Below are 19,355 nucleotides of genomic sequence, written 5' to 3'. Positions count from 1 at the left end.
TCACTCCAAGATTTTTAATCAAGAAACCATTTAATTTTCTCAATCTTAACTTTTATGTTTTTTTCTTTCGTGTTTAAATCATAATGGGTAAAGTCGAATTTCCCTTCTTCATCAGGATACAATGTATCTGGATAAACATAAACTTCATTCGAAAGGATCTCTGTATCATCTGCATCTAACAAGATATATTCTACAGAGACAGAGTTAATTGGTACTGTTGCAACGCTTTTTATTTTTCCTGAAACAACAAGGTTTTCTGGCTCTTCATTTGATACATTAATATCAATTAATTCAACTGCATCATTTTTATTCATTTCGCGCTCTTCTTCAGCAGTATTCATTGCTTGTTCGATTCTTTGCTCAAGAGCAGTCTCGAAAGCAGTCTTTTCTTTTTGTATCGTTGTTTTTAAACTTTGAAGTTGTTCAGATTCTGGTGCATATTGTAATCCATCTTCCACAATTTCTCTAGCATCTGAAAATTGATTATCTTTCAGTTGTTCATTAGCCTTAGAAAAGGTATGAGCTACAATTTTTTCTCTTAGACTTGATACAATCTTAGTTGCTTCTTCATGTTGGATTTCTTCAGCTTCCCATATCAGTGTTTTTAATTCTTCAATACTAGGATTATTTTCTAATTTAGCTCTTAATTGTTTCAGCTGAATTGTTTTTCTTTGTGCTACGATATCATCTACTAATAGGGAGACAATTTCACCATTGTAATTTTTTATCTTATTTTCTGCTTCAGTCATAAGGGTTAATGCTTCTTGGTAATTTTCTTCTTCTAGATAACTATTAGCTTGTGTTAATTTAGAATTAATCTGAAGAGCTGTCTGCATAAAATCTTTAGTTACTTCTGCAGATGGAAAGTTGGATTTATGTTCTAGAGCCTTTTCAAAAGCATTCAACGCTTTAAAATATTGTCCATCAAAAGCAAGCTCTTCACCGTTGGCAAAAGCTTTTTTTGCTAAGGTTTCTCGTTTTTCCAAATGTAAGTAGTAGCTTCCAATCGATATTAACACGACTATTAAAATTGTTATTGGTATATACCAAAATCGGTAATTAGTTTTATTTTTTTCGGGATTACGTTCATACATATCTTCTGGTAATTTTTCACCACATTGTGTGCAAAATAATTCATTATCTTTAATTCTTCCTCCACAGTAGGGGCAATAAAGCAAAAGGAACACCTTCTTTCAAGTCGACAAGACAAAAAATTCTCTTTGATGTAAGAGTTAAAAAAACAATATTAGGATAAGTCTATCATATTTTTATTGAAATGAATGAAAAAAGATGTGTAAATAGTGCTTGTTTTTGTTAAAATAATGTAGAAGCTTTTGTTATTCTTTAAAAAGTTGTAAGATTATAAATGTAATTTATATGAAGATAATAAGAATGGTGATGATTGAGTTTATAAGTAGGGGGTTATGGTTTATGCTTGAAACAGTCTTTGGTATTGTAAGTTTGTTTATATTGGTAGTTTATATTGGATTTTGTGTTTTCGATAGAGGATAAAAAGACAGTTATCAACTGTCTTTTTATTATTTTATGGAGATAAATATTTCAGTCATTTTGAACAAGGAGAAGAGACCTCTGATTGCTCAATTATTTCCTCAGTTAGTATGAATTCCTAACCCATTTCTGTTGTCTTTGCTTATGGATTGGTTACCCCATTACAACAATTTCTATTCGGTCAAAATTTTGTGTGAATAATTGTTTATCATAGAATGTTGGGGTTTTATAAATCGCAATTATGATTACTTTAATCTACACTGTATTTTAGTACCTTTTAGCAATAAACAATAGCAAGGTGTTAACTGTTATTTTTCACTAATTGTTTTAGTAAATGAATGATTTGTTCATGATATGATTGATCAACATCTAGTTTCAGACCATATTGAAATCTTTTTCCAAAACTTTTTTTCCACATTATAACACCAGTTTTAATTATATCTTGGTCTAATAAAGTGAACTCTAAATATAAAGCTTTCTCTTTCTGAAATTCGGTGTGAGATTCCATTTTCACTCCATTTAAACTAATATCGTGAATAAACACATCGTGAGAAGGTTCATTGGACAGACTTTTGACCTTCGCAGGAAACGGTTGATTAAAAACATATCGAAATGCTTCATTCCTTTTATAATACATATTATCTCCTTTATCTTGGTGATTAGATTTCTTATTAACAAGTGAAGATGGTAATTTCGTTAAATAAATTTTTCAATTGTAGTGATATATTTAATTTTAATAAACTACACGTAATTTTTCTATATATTTATACAAAAAAATGTTGAATTTTAGCTTTTTATATAAGAAGTGTTTGTGTTAGTAGTGTAATATAAATTATTCTAATGCTAGACTTAACTTAAAGTGATTTTAGGGGGAACCCAAAAGATGTTACATAATTCAGCTAATCTTTTAAAAAAAATAGAACTGTTGAGGAATAGAATGACTCATGTTGCTTTGGATAAGGGCTTTACGAGTACAGAGTCGGTTTTGTTAAGCCAAGAATTAGATAAACTCCTTAATCTCTATGAAGAATATAAAATGAAGGATAAAATAAATGATAAATAGTACTACATGATTATGATTTCTGTTAAAAAGTTAGAGGACTGACTTTAAGTCAATCCTCTAACTTTTTATTGTGAACGATATTTAACATATTGCTCAAGCCTGTCCATCCCTTTTCTTAAGGTATCCATACTATAGGCATATGAAATCCTTAAATAGCCCTGTCCAAATTGAGAAAAGGAATCTCCTGGTACAAGAGCTAAATTAACAACATTGACAATATCAATTGCCAGATCAAAAGAAGTTAATTCAGTAGTGAATTTAGGGAAAAGATAAAATGCACCATCTGGCTTGATGACATCTACCTCCATATCTTTTAGTCTTTTATAGACATAATCCCTTCTTGCCAAATAATCTTTTCTCATTTTACTTGGGTCATCTCTTCCGTTAGTTAAAGCCTCTAGTGCTGCATACTGACTAATGGAAGATGCGCATGAAACGTTGTATTGGTGTACTTTTAATATGTGCTTTGATAACCATGAAGGGCTTAAAAGAAATCCAATTCTCCATCCCGTCATAGAATGAGACTTTGATAATCCATTAATTATTATTGTTTTGTCACGTATTTCTGAAAATGTTCCAATTGAAACATGGTCTTGTTCATAAACAAGTTCACTATATATTTCGTCTGCAAGAATAAAAACTTGCTTTGTTTCAAGCTCCTCAGCAATGGCTTGTAATTCAGGCTTAGTAAGCGTTACACCAGTTGGATTTGATGGGTAAGGTAAAATAACACATTTGGTTCTTTTTGTAATGTGTTTTTTTATTAAATCACTTGTAAGTTTAAAATTATTACCCCTCGTATCAACAAAAACAGGCGTACCACCAGCAAGTTTTATTAATGGTTCATAACCTGGATAGACTGGTCCAGGGAGAATTACTTCATCACCAGGATTAAGAATGGTCCTTAGCGTTATGTCAATTGCTTGAGAAGCACCTACGGTAACAATCACTTCTGAACTAGGATCGTAGGATAAGTTGTATTGATCATAAACAAATCTTGATATGGAACTTCTTAGTTCTGGAATACCAGCATTGTGTGTATATGTAGTTTTATTGTTATCTATAGCTATTTTAGCAGCCTCTTTAATATGCATTGGTGTATGAAAATCAGGTTGTCCAATTGTAAGTGAAAGGATATCTTCCTTATCTGATACTAAATTGAAAAATTTTCGAATACCAGATATCTCAATGTCTTTCACACTAGAATTTATAAGATTTTCCAAAAGATTTAACCTCCATTTAAATTAGTGTAAATTTTACACTATTTTGATTTATTAGAATTAAATATAGGATATAATGAAAGCGATTAATAAAAGGAGTGATAGATATGAGACAACGCAAACCCTCTTTTGAAGAACTAGTATTAAGAAATAAACAAGAATTAATAAATGATAAACAAGCAATGAAAAAATTAGAAGAGCAACTTGAAAATAGGCAAACAAAATACAGTTTATACGAAAATAAACAGGGTGTAAATTGATAATACCACATGCTTAATCAAAAATTAAAGATGGAAGGTCCTTATCTATTGGTAAGGCTTTTTTAGTAGTATAGGAAATTATAGATTTAGTGTCCTGTGGTTAACTGACTATTGCATGTGCCACGTCCAGCTACAGCGCCTAACCCCTCGAGGTCTTAAGTCAAACATCTTTGTGGTAAAGAGCACCACATAGATGTTTGTCTTAAGCTTGTCGGGGGTGAGCAAGGCGCTTGCGCTTTTGTTCTTTATAATCACAAACAATAATCTTTATCGGTCAAGTAGATAAGAAAGCTAACTAAAGATACCGATTATGTATATGTTAAGAAGCTTTGTTTTTGTGAATAACTTAGTGAAATTGTTATACTTTAAACTGAATAAAATCAAGGAAGTGAAATGTATTGGATAATATAGGATTGATTTTAGAAGGTGGGGGAATGAGAGGAGCATATACAGCGGGTGTGTTAGATTTCTTTCATGATGAGCAACTCGTGTTCCCCTATATTGTTGGTGCATCTGCTGGGGCCTGTAATGGAAGTTCATATGTTTCAAATCAAAGAGGAAGGAACTACGAAGTTATAGTTGAATACGGCGACCATCCAGAATATATTTCTTATAAACGTGTATTCCGTCATAAAGAGTTATTTGGAATGGATTTCATTTTTGATACTTTACCAAATAAGTTAGTTCCATTTGACTTTGATTCCTATTTGAAAAATAATAGCCGCTTTGTTGTTAGTACAACTGATATAGATACAGGTGAACCTGTTTACTATAGTTCATTTGAGAGCAAAGAAGAGTTATTAAGTGTAGTCCGGGCATCTAGTTCGCTCCCGTTTATTTCTCGAAGTGTTCGATATAAGGGTAGAAACTTAATGGACGGTGGAATTTCGGACCCTATACCTATAGAAGCTTCAATCAAAGCTGGGAATGAAAAGCATGTAGTTGTGTTAACTCGAAATGAAGGATATTTGAAAAAACCAATGAAATTCAGTTGGCTTGTTAATCGTGGATACAAACGTAATCCAGAATTAATTCGTGCCATGCAAAATCGTCATTTAAAATATAATGATACAATCGAACAGCTGAAAAAAATGGAACAACGTAATGAAGTGCTAATTATTAGGCCTAAAAAAACGATAAATGTTAGTAGAATTGAAAGGAATAAAGATAAATTACATAATCTATACACGCAAGGTTATCAAGATGCAAAGAATTTACGCGAAAAACTTTATGATTTTCTAAATGAAAAATCAAAACTTCCTCACCTACACTAAAAAAGAGTGAGGAAGTTTATTTAAAAGTTTAGGAAACAAATTTTTTAAATAATATATTGTTTTCTAGATGGATATGTTGAAATGTATTAGATTCAAGTTCAGCTAACCGAGCATAAGTTATTCGGTAAGAATTACACGCTCCCTCTGGGGGTTCAAATCCATTCGTTAATTGATGAATCTTTTGAAGGAAATCTCCAGCAGCAATATGTTCCTGTTCCATATCTTGGTTTAGTTTTTTTATACTTTCTAAAAGTTCTAGATCAGGTTTTTCTTGATAGTTTTTAATTAATGGAAATAAAAACTTTTCTTCTTCAATTAAATGCGATTCAAGATCGGTTTTAAGCTGATGATAAACTTCGTGAAGTTCTTTTAAATGTGGATGCTGTTGACCATGCACCCGATATATCTTCGTTACAAACTGTCCTAAAGCAGGTAATTCCTCATTTAAATAATGGTGATGTTTTTCAAGGATATAATCTATTAATTCTGCGTCAGAAATAGCATCCCAATTAATCTCAACATTTCCATTTTCTAACCATTGACCATAAGATTCATTTAATTCATGAAGAATTTCTTCTCCACTAAGGCTTTTCGTTTCAAATACTTCACCGAGAGGTTTATCTCCTCCACAACAAAAGTCAATTCGATTTTTTTTGAATAAATCACTAGCTTTCGGAAATTGCTTAACGATATCTGCAGCTGTATGATTGCTATTAAATGTTACCATATAAAAAACCTCCTTCATTTAATACAAGTGTAAAACATTTATTTAGATGAGTTGGTGAGTAAAATCACAGTTTCAGTGTGATTTTACTCCTGTATCATTCCCTTGAAAATTCCGGAAGTATAATAGATTCCAATTCAGGCAATCCTAATTACATTATTTTATAGTTAGGGAGTGGTTAGTGGTGTATTTATTAGCAATTAATAGTTTTCACTTAAGTAACATTGGTTTGTTTAGTGCTTCACAATTAGTGCCGTTTGGTGTAACGGAAGATCATTTATTTTTTATATTGGGTTTATTAGGGATTATTATCTGTTATTATCTTCTTCACCCATTAATAAAGTTGTTAGTAATGCTACAATGGAGTAGTTTACTTACTTATATCTTTGGGAGTTTAATATTTTTGATAATTACAGGTTTATATTCAATCATGCAACATGTCAATCGCCTAGGAGATATTAATTTATCTAAGCTAGCAAATGTTGCTTTAGGAATTACTTTTTTTGGTGGAGCATTATTTGTTATTCATTTGTGTATGAATATTATTAATTACTATAAACAACATAAATCAAAATCTGTGTAGTTTTCTCAATTAAGTTTTACTTTATAAGATAAGTGAAACTGAAACTCCCTTACAATCGTAAACATTTATAGAGGGGGTATAACATTGGAATCTTTATTTTTCATACCTATATTTTTTGTTTTTGGTTTGTTTGTGCTAAATATCATGACTAGTGTCTGGTCGTATAGAGATGCCTTAAGAAATGGAAATAGCAAGGAATACGCCATCATTGTATTAATTGGAACTCTATTTTTCCCGATAATCGGTTTAATTGTATATTTAGTAATAAGAAATGATTAAAATAAACAATAGCAAATCGGTTTATATGACGATTTGCTATTGTTTATTAATATTTCCAATATTTATTTTTATGGGTTGAGCTATTAAGCTGACCTAATGAAGAAGGCGTAAAATAAGATGAGTATCTCTGTTTCTGATCATCACTTTTGTTAGTATCTGGGTATTTCCAACCTAACAACTTACTTAGTATCTTCTTTGCTTGAGTCAATGACATTTGTGGCTTTGGATTACGATAATCTTTATCAAGATTTCCTAAGTGTTTCATTTGCTTGAAATCGTCTTTAGTAGGAGGAATATGAAAATAGTAATCACTTACTTTTATTAAAAGAGTGGAATGTTGATGGCTTAACTTGGGGTGGTCAGAAAAGTGAAGCCCAACTTTAGTAGCACGATTTTCATTAAGTAACTTCGTAATTGCTTGTTTTTTCATGTTATATAACTGACGTGGATTAGGAGCTGTTTTAGCATGTCGATTAACAATGAATAAGGCTTGTGCAATGGAATCAATCGTATAGCTTTCATTACGTACCATGATTATCCTCCTTTCAAGTTTTTAAATATATAATTGTTAGTAAAGGGGGGCTAGTCCTCCTTCACTAACGATTTAGGCTAAAAGATAATATAAGTGCTTATGTTGTATAGATTACATCATTTTCTTAATATCTGCTATTATTTGATCCATTTGATCACTGTCACTACCATCATAACGCAATATTGCATTCCCTTCAGGTGATACGAGATAAAAACTGACTACATGAATCATTTGGTCAGAATCAGCTGTTTTTTCAACTGGTGCTTTAAATGATTTTACTGCGAATTCTTTTATTTCTTGAAATTCATAGCCAGTAAGAAGATTCCAATTATCGAATTCACCACCGCGTACTTCGGCATACTCCTTTAAAATTTCAGGTGAATCATTATCTGGATCAACTGAAAATGATACTAATTCAACATCCAATCCTTCTTCCTTTATTTTTTCTTGTAATTTAGCCATGTTTGCAGTCATTGGAGGACATACAGTCTCACAATTTGTGAAAATCATGTCAGCGACCCAAAACTTATCTTGTAATTGTTCACTATTAAATACTTCTCCATTCTGATTTGTAAATTCGAAAGACTCTACCTCATAAGAGAAGTCACCTTCATAGTTATTACCACACGCACTTAAAGTTAATAGAATACCAAGAAATAAAAATATTTTTTTCATTTAAGTTCACCCCATAAAATAAATCTTTATTCATACTGAAGACTAGTTTAGCATTTTACTGAGCGAAAAACTATAAATTATTCTTTCTCACTAGAGTTTAGTGTGAATATAGTAATTTCTGGTCTACACAGAAATCGATAGGGTAACCTAGTTGTTCCAATTCCTCTACTAACAAATAATTGGAGAGGGTGCCCACCTACAGAATATTTTCCTTCTACGTATTTCTCGGCTAAATGTGGGGTATATATATAACCAAAAAAAGGAATCTGTATCTGGCCACCGTGACTGTGTCCTGATATTTGAACATCAACTGGATAGTTTTTAGTAGTATCTGCAAAGTCAGGTTCATGAACTAAAAGAATTGTATAATAATGTGGATTTACTCCAGTTAAAGCCTCTTTAATATCAGGTTTTCCTAACATAACATCATCTAACCCAACTAGTATAAATTTACTGTTATTCTTTTTTACAATGGAATGGTTATTTTGTAACAAGGTAAAACCACCTTTTTCCATAACATCTTTAACTATATCAGTGCCATAACCACCGTGGTCATGATTTCCATAAATCCAAAATTTTCCATAGGGGGCTTGGATGTTTATGAGAGATTGAACTATTTCCTCATTCCAATCAAACTTATTAGGCATATCTACTAAATCACCTGTAAAAACGACGCAGTCAGGTTTTTGTTTGTTAATTGTTTTAACCAGTTGATTAAATTGATCATTTGTATAGTGAAAACCTATATGTGTGTCACTAAATTGTGCAATTTTAAAATTATTAAATGTAAGAGGTATTTTTTTTGAGGAAATAACTTCTTCTTGAATTGTAAGCAAGCTAGGTTCAATCTCCTTGGCATAGTAATATGTCCCACCGCCAGTTCCAATTAACGCAATAGAGCTTGCAAACAATCTTTTTAAAAATGTACGTCGATTCATATGCCCATACCTTTCAACAATATTCCTGTAACAAAATTATAGCATGTAAAGCAAATAATGAAAGGATGAAAGAACATTATAAAAAAGAGCCCCTGTTTTATTTATTAACAGGGACACTTTTAAAAGAGTTTAATAAGAGATATAAACCAAAATACTTAAGAAGTGGAAAACTGATCCTACAATAACAAACAAATGCCATATTGCATGATGATAACAAAATCTGCGCCATATATAGAAAATCGTGCCTACAGTATAAAAAATCCCACCTACTACAAGGTAATGTACACCCTCAGTAGGGAAAACCTTTGTTAAAGGTTCCCAGATGAATACGATTAACCAACCCATTAGTATATAAAATAGAGTAGAAATAACGAGAAATTTTTTTACGAAAAAAATTTTAAAGATGATCCCAACTATAGCAATTGTCCACACAATTATAAAGAATGTCCATCCTATTTCTGTTCGAAGCGGTCCTACAAGGATTGGTGTATATGTCCCCGCAATAAACAAGTAGATAGAAGAGTGGTCGAAAATTTGAAATAAGTCTTTCCATTTACCGGGGGGCAAACCATGACAAATTGTTGAAGATAGGTACATAAATAGCATGGTGGAACCAAAAATAATCACAGATGTTACTTGCCAAAAGTTACCTGAGTTTGCAAAAGTAATGAGCGATACCATTGCTACAATACTAAATAAGACACCGATAGCATGAGTAATAGTATGTGCAATTTCTTCTTTTTTTGTAAATGTATAGGTTGTCATTTGATAAATTACTCACCTCAGAATTTAATTTTTCTGTTATTTTTACCTTGGAAGTGAAATTTTATAATTTAAGTATTACTGAAACCTCATTCATTTTATATTCTAAATATTACAATTTGTTTAATATAGCCAATAGCTAATGGTCTAGAGCACCCATATGTGATAAAATATGATATGTACTTAGATAACGTGAATTACTCCTTCAACTGCCTGAAAAGGAGTGTTATTATGAATAGTGTTGAAAGTTATGACATAACAGAGATCCTTGTTGAAGAATTAATGATATCATCTGAGAAAGTAGCTCATGTGCAAATGGGAAATCCACTAGAACATGCTCTTTTAGTTTTAGTGAAGTCCGGTTATTCTTCTGTTCCAGTTCTTGATAGTTCTTATAAGTTCAAAGGAATTATTGGGAAAACAAAGATTTTAAACAGTGTTTTGGGTCTTGAGCGATTTGAAATGGAAAACCTTTCTGTTAAAAAGGTTGACGAAGTTATGAATACAGAAATACCATGTCTAAACAGAAAAGACGATTTTTTAACTTGTTTAAAAACAGTTATTGATCATCCATTTGTCTGTGTAGTAGATAATGAAGGGTTTTTCGATGGTATTTTGACTAGGAGAGCTATACTAAAGCAGTTGAATAAATATCTTCACGTGAATAAGCATAATGCAAAAATTACAAAGTAATAGACGATGTTAAAAGAGCTTATGACAAAAAATGTCATGGCTTTTTTTTTAGAGAATGTTTATATTAGCACTACTTTTTTTGAAGTGTGTTTATTGCTTGTCACTAAAGGGAGTTATTTGATAAAGTATAGGAAATGAAAATAATGATTTATATTGGAGGAAAATAAAGTGAAAATGATGGATGCAAATGAGATTATTTCTTTTATCTCGAATAGTAAAAAGTCAACACCGGTTAAAGTTTATATTAAAGGAAAACAGTTAAATGAAATTAAGTTTAATGAATCAATTAAAAATTTTGTGGAATCTGAAACAGGAGTTATATTTGGAGAATGGAAAGAGATTTCCGAAGTTTTGAATACATATAAAGATCAAATCGATGATTATGTAGTTGAAAATGACCGAAGAAATTCAGCGATTCCATTGTTAGAACTTAAAGGTATAAATGCTCGTATCGAACCAGGTGCTGTAATCCGTGACCAAGTAGAAATTGGAGATGGAGCAGTTATCATGATGGGTGCATTAATTAATATTGGATCCGTTATTGGTGAAGGTACAATGATTGATATGAATGCTACTTTAGGTGGACGAGCAACTGTAGGAAAGAATTGCCATGTTGGTGCAGGAGCAGTACTAGCAGGCGTAATTGAGCCTCCATCCGCAGATCCAGTGGTTATTGAAGATGGCGTATTAATTGGAGCGAATGCTGTTATCCTTGAAGGAGTTAGAGTAGGAGAGGGTGCAGTAGTGGCAGCTGGAGCTATAGTTACCAAAAATGTACCAGCAAATACAGTTGTTGCCGGAACACCTGCAAAAGTAATTAAAGAAATCGATGATAAAACAAAATCAAAAACTGAGATTATGCAAGCTTTAAGAAAATTGGACGAAGAGTAAGAAGAACCGACAAAAATATAGAATAATAAAAAACAGGGGATAATTTTCTCCTGTTTTTTTTAAACAAAATAACAGTGTACAAGTTTCTTACAAATAGATAATAGCTATTTTCATGAATTTTAAAAGATAATATAATTTACATAATAAATGGTAGGTGGAGTTATATATGGAAAAAGAAATGTTAACAAAAGTTAGAAGAGACCTTCATCAGATTCCAGAAATTGGTTTCCAAGAGTACAAAACACAAAAATATTTACTAGATGTAATTAGTTCATTTGCACAAACACATTTAGAAGTTAAAACTTGGAAAACGGGAATATTAGTGAGAGTTCAAGGTGAAAATCCAAAACGAACGATTGGATTTCGAGCTGATATGGATGGATTACCTATAAAGGAGGATACAGAATACAATTTTCAATCTTTACATGAAGGGAATATGCATGCATGTGGTCATGATTTTCACATGACAATAGGATTAGGAGCTTTGGCTAATTTGGCAAAGAATCCAATAGATGATCATGTACTATTCGTTTTCCAACCAGCGGAAGAAGGTCCTGGTGGTGCATTGCCATTAATGGAATCTAAGGAGTTTAAACAGTGGCAACCTGACATGATTTTCGCTCTTCATATAGCTCCAGAATTACCAGTAGGAACTGTATCAACAAAAGCAGGTCTTCTGTTCGCAAATACAAGTGAATTGTTTATTGACTTTAAAGGAAAAGGAGGGCATGCTGCATATCCTCACCTAACAAAAGACATGGTTGTTGCTGCAAGCAATTTTGTATCGCAATTGCAACAGGTTGTCTCAAGGAAAATTGATCCTTTAGAAAGTGCGGTAATTACGATTGGCAAAATTGAGGGTGGTTTTGTACAAAATGTAATAGCTGAGCATGCAAGATTAGAAGGAACAATAAGAACATTGAATCCAGCTAGTATTGATATTGTGAAAAAAAACATCGAGTCCTTTGCAAAGGGGTTCGAAATGAATTTTGATTGTTCGATTGGAATAGATTATGGATCCAATTATTATCAAGTATTCAACACCGAAAAATACGTTAATAAATTTAAAAATATTATACACCTAGAAGGCTTAGACTGGCATGAAGCAAAAGCTGCTATGACAGGTGAAGACTTTGGCTACTTCTTAAAAGAAATACCTGGTTTTATGTTTTGGTTGGGTGTTGACTCAGCTTATGGTTTACATCATAGCAAGTTAAAGCCAAATGAAGATGCCTTAGTAGTGGCTGTGAAAGCTGTAGAGTCCACGTTACGGAATTTATAAAACGAGCACCGCTTTGCATGTTATTGCATACTAAATTTACTTTTGGGAATCATAACAGAGGGATATTTCTAAACTATAAGTTTGAGGAGGTATGTGTAATGACACGTATTGGTATTGAAGGAACTTTGTCAGATGTAAAAGGAGCCCTTCAAGAAAAAGGGTATGATGTTGTAGATTTGCGTCAAGAAGAAGATGTTAATGGTTGTGACTGTTGTGTGATTTCTGGACAAGATAAAAATGTTATGGGAATGCAGACAGCTAGTTTTGATGGGTCTGTTATTAATGCACAGGGCCTTACTGCAGATGAGGTATGCGAACAAGTTGAGCAAAAAATTAAGTAAGATTATAAACATGGTCATAAAAAAATAACCCTCAAATTTGAGGGTTATTTTAGATTAATTGGTCTGTTTTGTAACATTAACTTGGTGTGGATAAGGTATTTCAATTCCTTCTTGATCGAACATTTCTTTAATCCGTTTTCTAATATCACGCTCTGCGGACCACTGCAACATGTTCTCAGTTCTTCCTAAAAGTCGGAGAACAACATCTGATGAACCAAACCCTTGTACACCTAGTACATCAGGTCCTTCTGTAAAACGTTCATCTTCTTTGAATTCATCACAGACCTTTTGTAGAACTGCCATTGCATGATCTATATTATCATCATAACTGATGCCAATATCAACAAGTGCACGCATCGTACCTCTCGAATGATTACTAACTCCTGTAAGATCCCGATTAGGTATGAAGTTTAGTGTACCATCAAAGCTTCTAATTTTAGTAGTACGTAATCCAACTTCCTCAACTATTCCATTATATCCAGCAGTAGTAACATATTCACCTATTTCTATTTGTCTTTCTAGTAAAAGGAAAAACCCTGTAACTACATCACTAACAAGGCCTTGCGCTCCAAAACCAATTGCTAGTCCAAGCACACCAGCCCCCGCTAGTAGAGGTCCTAGTGGTAACCCAATAATTCCAAAAAACATTACAACAAAAATGAAGATTAATGTATAGGAAAATACGTTTAAAACTAACTTTTCTAACGTATTTATACGCGCTTCTGATACACTTTCTCTTTTGCTCGCTTTTGCTAAACTTGAAGAAATTACTTTTTTTCCAATTGGAGCTACCACTAAAAAAGCAATTACAAGTAAAGCAATCCTTAGACCATAAGTAATTATTAATCCAATTATGTTGTTAAACCCATCTTCTAAAAAATTCATAAGATGTCTCCTTTCTATCCTCTATATAGGATAATAGAAACTAAATGTCTTATCAAATGATTGATACAAATTATATTATATTTTAACTTAAAAGGTTTTTGTAAGAAAGTGTTGGATATAATAGAAATATATAGAATATTTCTACAAAGTAGACATTATTTGACTACTAGTAACAAACTATTTATAATTTAGATGTGTGAATTACATAACAATTAAATGGAGGGAAATATAATGGCAGAACGTATGGTAGGTAAACAAGCTCCCCGATTTGAGATGGATGCAGTTCTTCCTAATAAGGAATTTGGAAAAGTTTCACTTGAAGAAAATATGAAAAAAGACAAGTGGACAGTTCTATTCTTTTATCCAATGGATTTTACATTTGTTTGTCCAACAGAAATTACTTCACTTTCGGATCGTTTTGATGAGTTTGATGATTTAGATGCTGAGGTTGTAGGTGTTTCTACAGATACAATCCACACACACTTAGCTTGGATTAATACTTCTCGAGATGAAAATGGTCTTGGAGATTTAGAGTATTCTTTAGCAGCAGATACAAATCATCAAGTTGCAAAAGATTATGGTGTACTTATTGAGGATGAAGGTGTTGCACTGAGAGGTTTATTTATTATAAGCCCAGAGGGAGAACTACAATATCAAGTAGTTAATCATAATAATATTGGTCGTGATGTAGACGAAACACTTCGCGTACTTCAGGCACTTCAAACTGGTGGTCTGTGTCCAGCAAACTGGAAGCCTGGACAAGAAACACTATAATTATTTAAGTGTAAAAAGGTCTAACTTTATAGTGTTAGACCTTTTTTACAGTGTGAAAAATACAGAGTATACTTACTAACTAAATATTATTTAATTAATTCAGGAGGTAATAAACGATGAAGTTAAGAGAACCTATGCCTTCACTGGAAGGGGCTACAGAGTGGCTTAATGGTGAAGCTAAACGGGAGGACCTCGTTGGGGGTAAGCCTACTTTGTTTCACTTTTGGTCAGTGAGTTGCGGACTATGTAAAGAGGCTATGCCAAACGTAAACGAATTCCGCGATGAATATAAAGATGAATTAAATGTAATTGCAGTTCATATGCCAAGATCTGAAAAAGATTTAGATATGGATCAGATTAAACAAGTTGCTGCAGAGCATGAGATATCTCAACCGATATATGTTGATAATCAACATAAATTAACAGATGCATTTGATAATCAATACGTACCTGCCTATTATGTGTTTGATGCTGAAGGTAACCTTAGGCATTTTCAAGCAGGTGGAGGCGGTATGAAAATGCTGCGCAAACGTGTGAATAGAGTTTTAGAAAAAGAGAAAAATGAGTAATGGATAAAGCCCTGATTAATTTCAGGGCTTTTTTATGTTATCTTTTGAAAAATCATTTGTTTATTAGAATAACTAAAGAAGTACTATAGAGAGTTTGAATTTATAAATATATTCGAATATCTTTCCTACTCCTTTTATATAATTTAAATTGTTACAAAAATTAAAAAAATATAAGCAAATGGGTGGAAATTTATTTCGGAACCCGATATATTTATTAATACGGTAAAAAAACAACAGGAGGAGGGAGATAGTTTGGAAACCTTTAAAAGATTGAAACAATATTATTGGCCATTTAGGAAATACTTTTTCTTTTCCTTATTTTTTGTTTTATTAGTAACAGGAATTACTGTTTTATATCCAATTATCTTACAAATTACAATTGATAGGGTTGTTATGGATGAAGAATATGGCTTAATACCTTATCTATCGGTAGGCTTCATCTTAATAATGATAGTGAAGGGGATAGCCAATTTTTCTCAGCAATATTTAGGTGATCTATTTGGTGTAAAGTCCGTTTATACATTGAGGGACGGCCTTTATAAGAAATTACAAAAACTTTCTTTTACTTACTATGATAACGCGAGAACTGGAGATTTAATGTCAAGATTGACTATGGATGTGGAAGGATTTAAATTCTTTTTAGCGGCAGGTTTTAAGGAATTATTGAAAATCTCAATGCTAATTCTAGTTAGTTTGAGTGTTATGTTTTATTATTCCGTTCCATTAGCATTAGTAACTATGGCTGCTATGCCGTTTTTAGGGGTTGTTGTGTTTAAATTTGATCGTAAAGTCCATCCCGCATTTCGAACTATTCGTAAGTCGTTGGGTAGTCTTAATACGCGGATACAAGAAAATGTCAGCGGTATGAACACAGTGAAATCGTTGTCAAAGGAGGATTTTGAAATAGACAGATTTACTTCTAATAACGTTAACTATCGTGAAGTTAATATAAAGACATCAAATATATGGGCTAAATACTTTCCATTCATGGAATTTATTGGGAACATATGTATGGTAGCTTTACTTATATTTGGTGGTTATTTAGTTATTGAAGGGTCGTTAAGTTTAGGGGAATTAGTAGCATTTTTTAGTTTAGTATCTTATATCTTGGGGCCTTTAATGCATTTAGGGTTTATTGTAAACCAATTTTCTCAAGCAAAAGCTTCTGGCGAAAGATTATTAGAAATATTAGACGCGAAGGAAGACATAGAGGAAAAAGAAAATGCTATCTCCCCAAATACAATCGATGGTCACGTAACATTTAATAACGTAACATTGACATATACAGAAGATGATGATTCAGCTTTGAAAAACATCACTTTCGATGCACCCCCAGGGAAAACAATAGGTTTAATTGGAGCTACGGGTTCTGGTAAATCAAGTGTTACGCAGCTAATGACTCGATTTTATGAGCCGGAACAAGGCGAGGTGCAAATTGACGGTTTGCCAACAAGTGACTATAGCTTGAAAGCATTGCGAAAACATATTGGGTTTGTATTGCAGGAATCATTTCTTTTTTCCACAACAATCAAAGAAAATATTGCATATGGTAATCCATCTGCCAATATGGAAGATATTATCGATGCCGCTAAACGAGCTCAAGCCCATGACTTTATTATGGAAATGCCTAAAGGTTATGACACCATGTTAGGTGAAAGAGGTATGGGGCTATCTGGTGGTCAAAAACAAAGAATTGCGATTGCAAGAGCAATCCTAATTGATCCTAGTATTTTAATTTTAGATGATGCAACATCTGCAGTTGATATGGAAACAGAATTTAAAATTCAGAAAGCACTGAAAGAAGTCATGCAAAACAGAACTACATTTATAATTGCACATCGAATTTCATCATTAAAACATGCGGATGAAATCATTGTACTTGATAATGGTGAAGTGGTGGAACGTGGCAATCATGATATGTTACTAAACAATGGCGGACCATATCAAAGAATTTATGATATTCAGTACCAAGATAAACAGGCCATTATGAATGCGGCTAAATAAGGGGGGATAACCATTGGCTAAACAACAAACGAAACGAGAAAGTCCACATTTGAAAAGATTTTATTATCCTTTAGATCAAGCTGTGGAGAAGCCTTTTAACTGGAAGCAGATGATGCGACTTTTATTTTTTATAAAGCCATATACAAGAACATTATTGCCTGGAGCAATGATTGCTATGTTAGTATCTACCTTAGTCCGTCTACTTGTTCCTATATTAATTGGTAAGGTAGTTATTGATGTTGCAATTGCGAATAAAGATATTACATTATTAACATACTTAATTATTGGAATATCGCTACTATACTTATTAAGTTATGTGGGCAATACGTTCCGGATTAAGTGGGTCAACATTTTGGGGCAAAAGGTCATCTATGATTTACGTAAAAACCTTTTCTCCCATGTTCAACGTTTGTCTCACAACTTTTTTGATAAGCGTTCGGCAGGTTCCATCCTCGTTCGTATTTTAAATGATGTGAACTCATTACAAGAATTGTTTACGAACGGGATTATAAATTTGCTTATGGATGTTGTGATGTTACTAGGTATCATTATTTTATTATTTGCACTAAGCCCACAATTAGCATTAGCAGTATTAATAATCTTACCGATAATGTTTTATATTTCAACAAAATTAAGACGCAACATTCGAAGGTCGTGGCAAGATGTACGAATTCAAAAGTCGAGACTGAATTCCCATTTGAATGAAAGTATGCAAGGAATTAGAATAACACAATCTTTTTCTCAGGAGAAAGAAAATACTGAGTATTTTAATGGTGTAAATACAGATAACTTTGAAACGGAAAGAGTAGCAATGAAAAAAAGTGCTTACTTTGGGCCGTTTGTAGAGATGAGTAATGCGATAGGTACAGTTATTTTAATCTCGTACGGAGCACATTTAATTATTAGTGGTGCAATTGAAATTGGTACATTTGTTTCGTTTGCATTTTATCTAGGAATGTTTTGGGAACCAATTTCTCGTTTAGGTCAAATTTATAATCAGTTATTAGTTGCGATGGCTTCATCTGAACGCATTTTTGAATTCCTTGATGAGCAACCTAATGTGGAAGAAAAAGAAAATGCGATGGATTATAAAGATATGAAGGGCCACATTGAGTTTGATCAAGTGAAGTTTTCCTATGATGATGACCGTGTTGCACTTCATGAGATTTCGTTGGAAATGAAGCAGGGTCAAACGGTAGCATTAGTAGGACACACGGGTTCAGGTAAATCGACAATAGCAAACTTAATCAGCAGATTTTATGATCCGACTGAAGGAGCCGTGAAAATAGATGGCTATGATCTTCGTGATATGAAATTAGATAGTTTAAGAAAGAATATTAGTGTGGTACTGCAGGATACTTTTATCTTCTCTGGAACGATTATGGAAAACATTAGATTTGGTCGGCCAGAAGCAACAGATGAAGAAGTAATGGATGCTGCAAAAGTTGTTGGAGCTGATGATTTCATTTCTAAACTTTCTGATGGTTATCAAACTGAAGTAGAAGAGCGTGGTAATATTCTATCTGCTGGAGAAAGGCAGTTACTTTCATTCGCTCGGGCCCTTCTTGCGGACCCAAGGATTTTAATTCTTGATGAAGCAACAGCGAGTATTGATACAGAAACAGAAGTGAAGATTCAACACGCATTGAAGAGACTGTTAAAAGGTAGAACTGCAATTATGATTGCGCACCGTTTATCTACAATACGTGAGTCTGATAATATTATTGTACTTGAACATGGAAAGATACTAGAGCAAGGAAATCACGATGAACTGATGAAACATAAAGGTGAATACTTTGACTTAGTAAAATCACAATTTCAAATGTTAGATGCTTTATAATAAAAACCTTCATCGATAAAATCGATGAAGGTTTTGTATATTTCAATTATTACGGGATTAAAAAGGTTCCTAAAGATCGCTGTTTCTTACTGACTCAATATAAAGTCCTCAGTAAGTATTCTAAACTTTTGTTGAACTCTTTTCGGTGGCAATGATGATGGTGTCTTTATACTCCGTTCCGGCAGAATTCTCCGCTTTCCACGGGCACGGCTTCAGCTAACTCAGAAGGAGATCGCTTCTGAGTGGATCTTCAGCTC

Annotated in this window: 22 protein-coding genes; 13 read left to right on the top strand and 9 right to left on the bottom strand. The window is 32.8% G+C overall.

Annotation, left to right across the window (positions count from 1 at the left end; genetic code table 11):
* Positions 1 to 14 precede the first annotated feature (14 nt).
* Positions 15 to 1,178: an FxLYD domain-containing protein gene (locus QQS35_RS17160; protein WP_285933453.1), complete on the bottom strand. Its 1,164-nt coding sequence runs from the start codon at positions 1,176 to 1,178 to the stop codon at positions 15 to 17.
* 632 nt (positions 1,179 to 1,810) lie between these two features.
* On the bottom strand, positions 1,811 to 2,146 hold the full coding sequence (locus tag QQS35_RS17155; protein ID WP_285933452.1) for a PilZ domain-containing protein: 336 nt from the start codon (positions 2,144 to 2,146) through the stop codon (positions 1,811 to 1,813).
* 246 nt (positions 2,147 to 2,392) lie between these two features.
* Between QQS35_RS17155 and QQS35_RS17150 the strand changes: the two genes are divergently transcribed.
* Positions 2,393 to 2,572, top strand: a complete 180-nt coding sequence (locus QQS35_RS17150) for an aspartyl-phosphate phosphatase Spo0E family protein (RefSeq protein ID WP_285933451.1) — start codon at positions 2,393 to 2,395, stop codon at positions 2,570 to 2,572.
* Positions 2,573 to 2,637: 65 nt separating this feature from the next.
* Here QQS35_RS17150 and QQS35_RS17145 read toward each other — a convergent pair whose 3' ends face one another.
* Positions 2,638 to 3,795 (bottom strand): aminotransferase A, encoded by a 1,158-nt coding sequence (locus QQS35_RS17145; RefSeq protein WP_285933450.1) that lies wholly within the window; start codon positions 3,793 to 3,795, stop codon positions 2,638 to 2,640.
* A 104-nt stretch (positions 3,796 to 3,899) separates the two neighbouring features.
* Between QQS35_RS17145 and QQS35_RS17140 the strand changes: the two genes are divergently transcribed.
* Both QQS35_RS17140 and QQS35_RS17135 read left to right on the top strand, forming a co-directional pair.
* A complete protein-coding gene (locus tag QQS35_RS17140; RefSeq protein WP_285933449.1) occupies positions 3,900 to 4,052 on the top strand; it encodes an FbpB family small basic protein in 153 nt (50 codons plus the stop codon).
* A gap of 398 nt (positions 4,053 to 4,450) precedes the next feature.
* A complete protein-coding gene (locus tag QQS35_RS17135) occupies positions 4,451 to 5,326 on the top strand; it encodes a patatin-like phospholipase family protein (protein WP_285933448.1) in 876 nt (291 codons plus the stop codon).
* 28 nt (positions 5,327 to 5,354) lie between these two features.
* On the opposite strand, the gene ric is transcribed toward QQS35_RS17135, so the two are convergent.
* Positions 5,355 to 6,053 carry an iron-sulfur cluster repair di-iron protein gene (ric, locus tag QQS35_RS17130; RefSeq protein WP_285933447.1) on the bottom strand — a complete coding sequence of 233 codons (699 nt, stop codon included), beginning with the start codon at positions 6,051 to 6,053 and terminating at the stop codon, positions 5,355 to 5,357.
* 181 nt (positions 6,054 to 6,234) lie between these two features.
* On the opposite strand from ric, the gene QQS35_RS17125 reads away from it, so the two are divergent.
* Positions 6,235 to 6,633, top strand: a complete 399-nt coding sequence (locus QQS35_RS17125; RefSeq protein ID WP_285933446.1) for a hypothetical protein — start codon at positions 6,235 to 6,237, stop codon at positions 6,631 to 6,633.
* A gap of 84 nt (positions 6,634 to 6,717) precedes the next feature.
* Positions 6,718 to 6,912 (top strand): PLDc N-terminal domain-containing protein, encoded by a 195-nt coding sequence (locus QQS35_RS17120; RefSeq protein ID WP_407933978.1) that lies wholly within the window; start codon positions 6,718 to 6,720, stop codon positions 6,910 to 6,912.
* Positions 6,913 to 6,958: 46 nt separating this feature from the next.
* Here QQS35_RS17120 and QQS35_RS17115 read toward each other — a convergent pair whose 3' ends face one another.
* The 4 genes from QQS35_RS17115 to trhA all read right to left on the bottom strand — a co-directional run bounded on the left by QQS35_RS17115 (position 6,959) and on the right by trhA (position 9,822).
* Positions 6,959 to 7,444 carry a YkyB family protein gene (locus QQS35_RS17115; protein WP_285933444.1) on the bottom strand — a complete coding sequence of 162 codons (486 nt, stop codon included), beginning with the start codon at positions 7,442 to 7,444 and terminating at the stop codon, positions 6,959 to 6,961.
* Positions 7,445 to 7,555: 111 nt separating this feature from the next.
* Entirely contained in the window at positions 7,556 to 8,119 is a 564-nt protein-coding gene (locus QQS35_RS17110; protein ID WP_285933443.1) for an SCO family protein, read from the bottom strand.
* 77 nt (positions 8,120 to 8,196) lie between these two features.
* Complete coding sequence (locus tag QQS35_RS17105; protein WP_285933442.1) at positions 8,197 to 9,057, bottom strand: metallophosphoesterase; 861 nt, start codon at positions 9,055 to 9,057, stop codon at positions 8,197 to 8,199.
* A 129-nt stretch (positions 9,058 to 9,186) separates the two neighbouring features.
* Positions 9,187 to 9,822 (bottom strand): PAQR family membrane homeostasis protein TrhA, encoded by a 636-nt coding sequence (gene trhA / locus QQS35_RS17100; protein WP_285933441.1) that lies wholly within the window; start codon positions 9,820 to 9,822, stop codon positions 9,187 to 9,189.
* A gap of 228 nt (positions 9,823 to 10,050) precedes the next feature.
* Here trhA and cbpB point away from each other — a divergent pair, with 228 nt between their 5' ends.
* The 4 genes from cbpB to QQS35_RS17080 all read left to right on the top strand — a co-directional run bounded on the left by cbpB (position 10,051) and on the right by QQS35_RS17080 (position 13,026).
* A complete protein-coding gene (gene cbpB, locus QQS35_RS17095; protein ID WP_285933439.1) occupies positions 10,051 to 10,512 on the top strand; it encodes a cyclic-di-AMP-binding protein CbpB in 462 nt (153 codons plus the stop codon).
* A gap of 168 nt (positions 10,513 to 10,680) precedes the next feature.
* The gene (dapD, locus tag QQS35_RS17090; protein ID WP_285933438.1) at positions 10,681 to 11,403 is read left to right on the top strand and encodes a 2,3,4,5-tetrahydropyridine-2,6-dicarboxylate N-acetyltransferase; all 723 of its coding nucleotides are present in this window, start codon (positions 10,681 to 10,683) and stop codon (positions 11,401 to 11,403) included.
* 166 nt (positions 11,404 to 11,569) lie between these two features.
* Positions 11,570 to 12,685, top strand: coding sequence for an N-acetyldiaminopimelate deacetylase (locus QQS35_RS17085; RefSeq protein WP_285933437.1), 1,116 nt, complete (start codon positions 11,570 to 11,572; stop codon positions 12,683 to 12,685).
* Between the two features lie 98 nt (positions 12,686 to 12,783).
* Positions 12,784 to 13,026, top strand: coding sequence for a YkuS family protein (locus QQS35_RS17080; protein ID WP_285933436.1), 243 nt, complete (start codon positions 12,784 to 12,786; stop codon positions 13,024 to 13,026).
* A 54-nt stretch (positions 13,027 to 13,080) separates the two neighbouring features.
* Here the strand turns inward: QQS35_RS17080 and QQS35_RS17075 are convergent, their stop codons facing one another.
* On the bottom strand, positions 13,081 to 13,911 hold the full coding sequence (locus tag QQS35_RS17075) for a mechanosensitive ion channel family protein (protein ID WP_285933435.1): 831 nt from the start codon (positions 13,909 to 13,911) through the stop codon (positions 13,081 to 13,083).
* Between the two features lie 231 nt (positions 13,912 to 14,142).
* Here QQS35_RS17075 and QQS35_RS17070 point away from each other — a divergent pair, with 231 nt between their 5' ends.
* The 4 genes from QQS35_RS17070 (at position 14,143) to QQS35_RS17055 (ending at position 19,098) form a co-directional block, all read left to right on the top strand.
* Positions 14,143 to 14,685: a peroxiredoxin gene (locus tag QQS35_RS17070; protein ID WP_285933434.1), complete on the top strand. Its 543-nt coding sequence runs from the start codon at positions 14,143 to 14,145 to the stop codon at positions 14,683 to 14,685.
* A gap of 116 nt (positions 14,686 to 14,801) precedes the next feature.
* Positions 14,802 to 15,254, top strand: coding sequence for a TlpA family protein disulfide reductase (locus QQS35_RS17065; protein WP_285933433.1), 453 nt, complete (start codon positions 14,802 to 14,804; stop codon positions 15,252 to 15,254).
* 252 nt (positions 15,255 to 15,506) lie between these two features.
* Positions 15,507 to 17,258, top strand: coding sequence for an ABC transporter ATP-binding protein (locus QQS35_RS17060; RefSeq protein ID WP_285933432.1), 1,752 nt, complete (start codon positions 15,507 to 15,509; stop codon positions 17,256 to 17,258).
* A 13-nt stretch (positions 17,259 to 17,271) separates the two neighbouring features.
* On the top strand, positions 17,272 to 19,098 hold the full coding sequence (locus QQS35_RS17055) for an ABC transporter ATP-binding protein (protein ID WP_285933431.1): 1,827 nt from the start codon (positions 17,272 to 17,274) through the stop codon (positions 19,096 to 19,098).
* The last annotated feature ends 257 nt before the right edge of the window (positions 19,099 to 19,355 follow it).

The sequence above is a fragment of the Aquibacillus rhizosphaerae genome (genome assembly GCF_030282825.1).
Taxonomy (GTDB): domain Bacteria; phylum Bacillota; class Bacilli; order Bacillales; family Amphibacillaceae; genus Aquibacillus_C; species Aquibacillus_C rhizosphaerae.
Note: the sequence above shows the minus strand (reverse complement) of the source record. Positions and strands in the feature narration are given on the sequence as shown.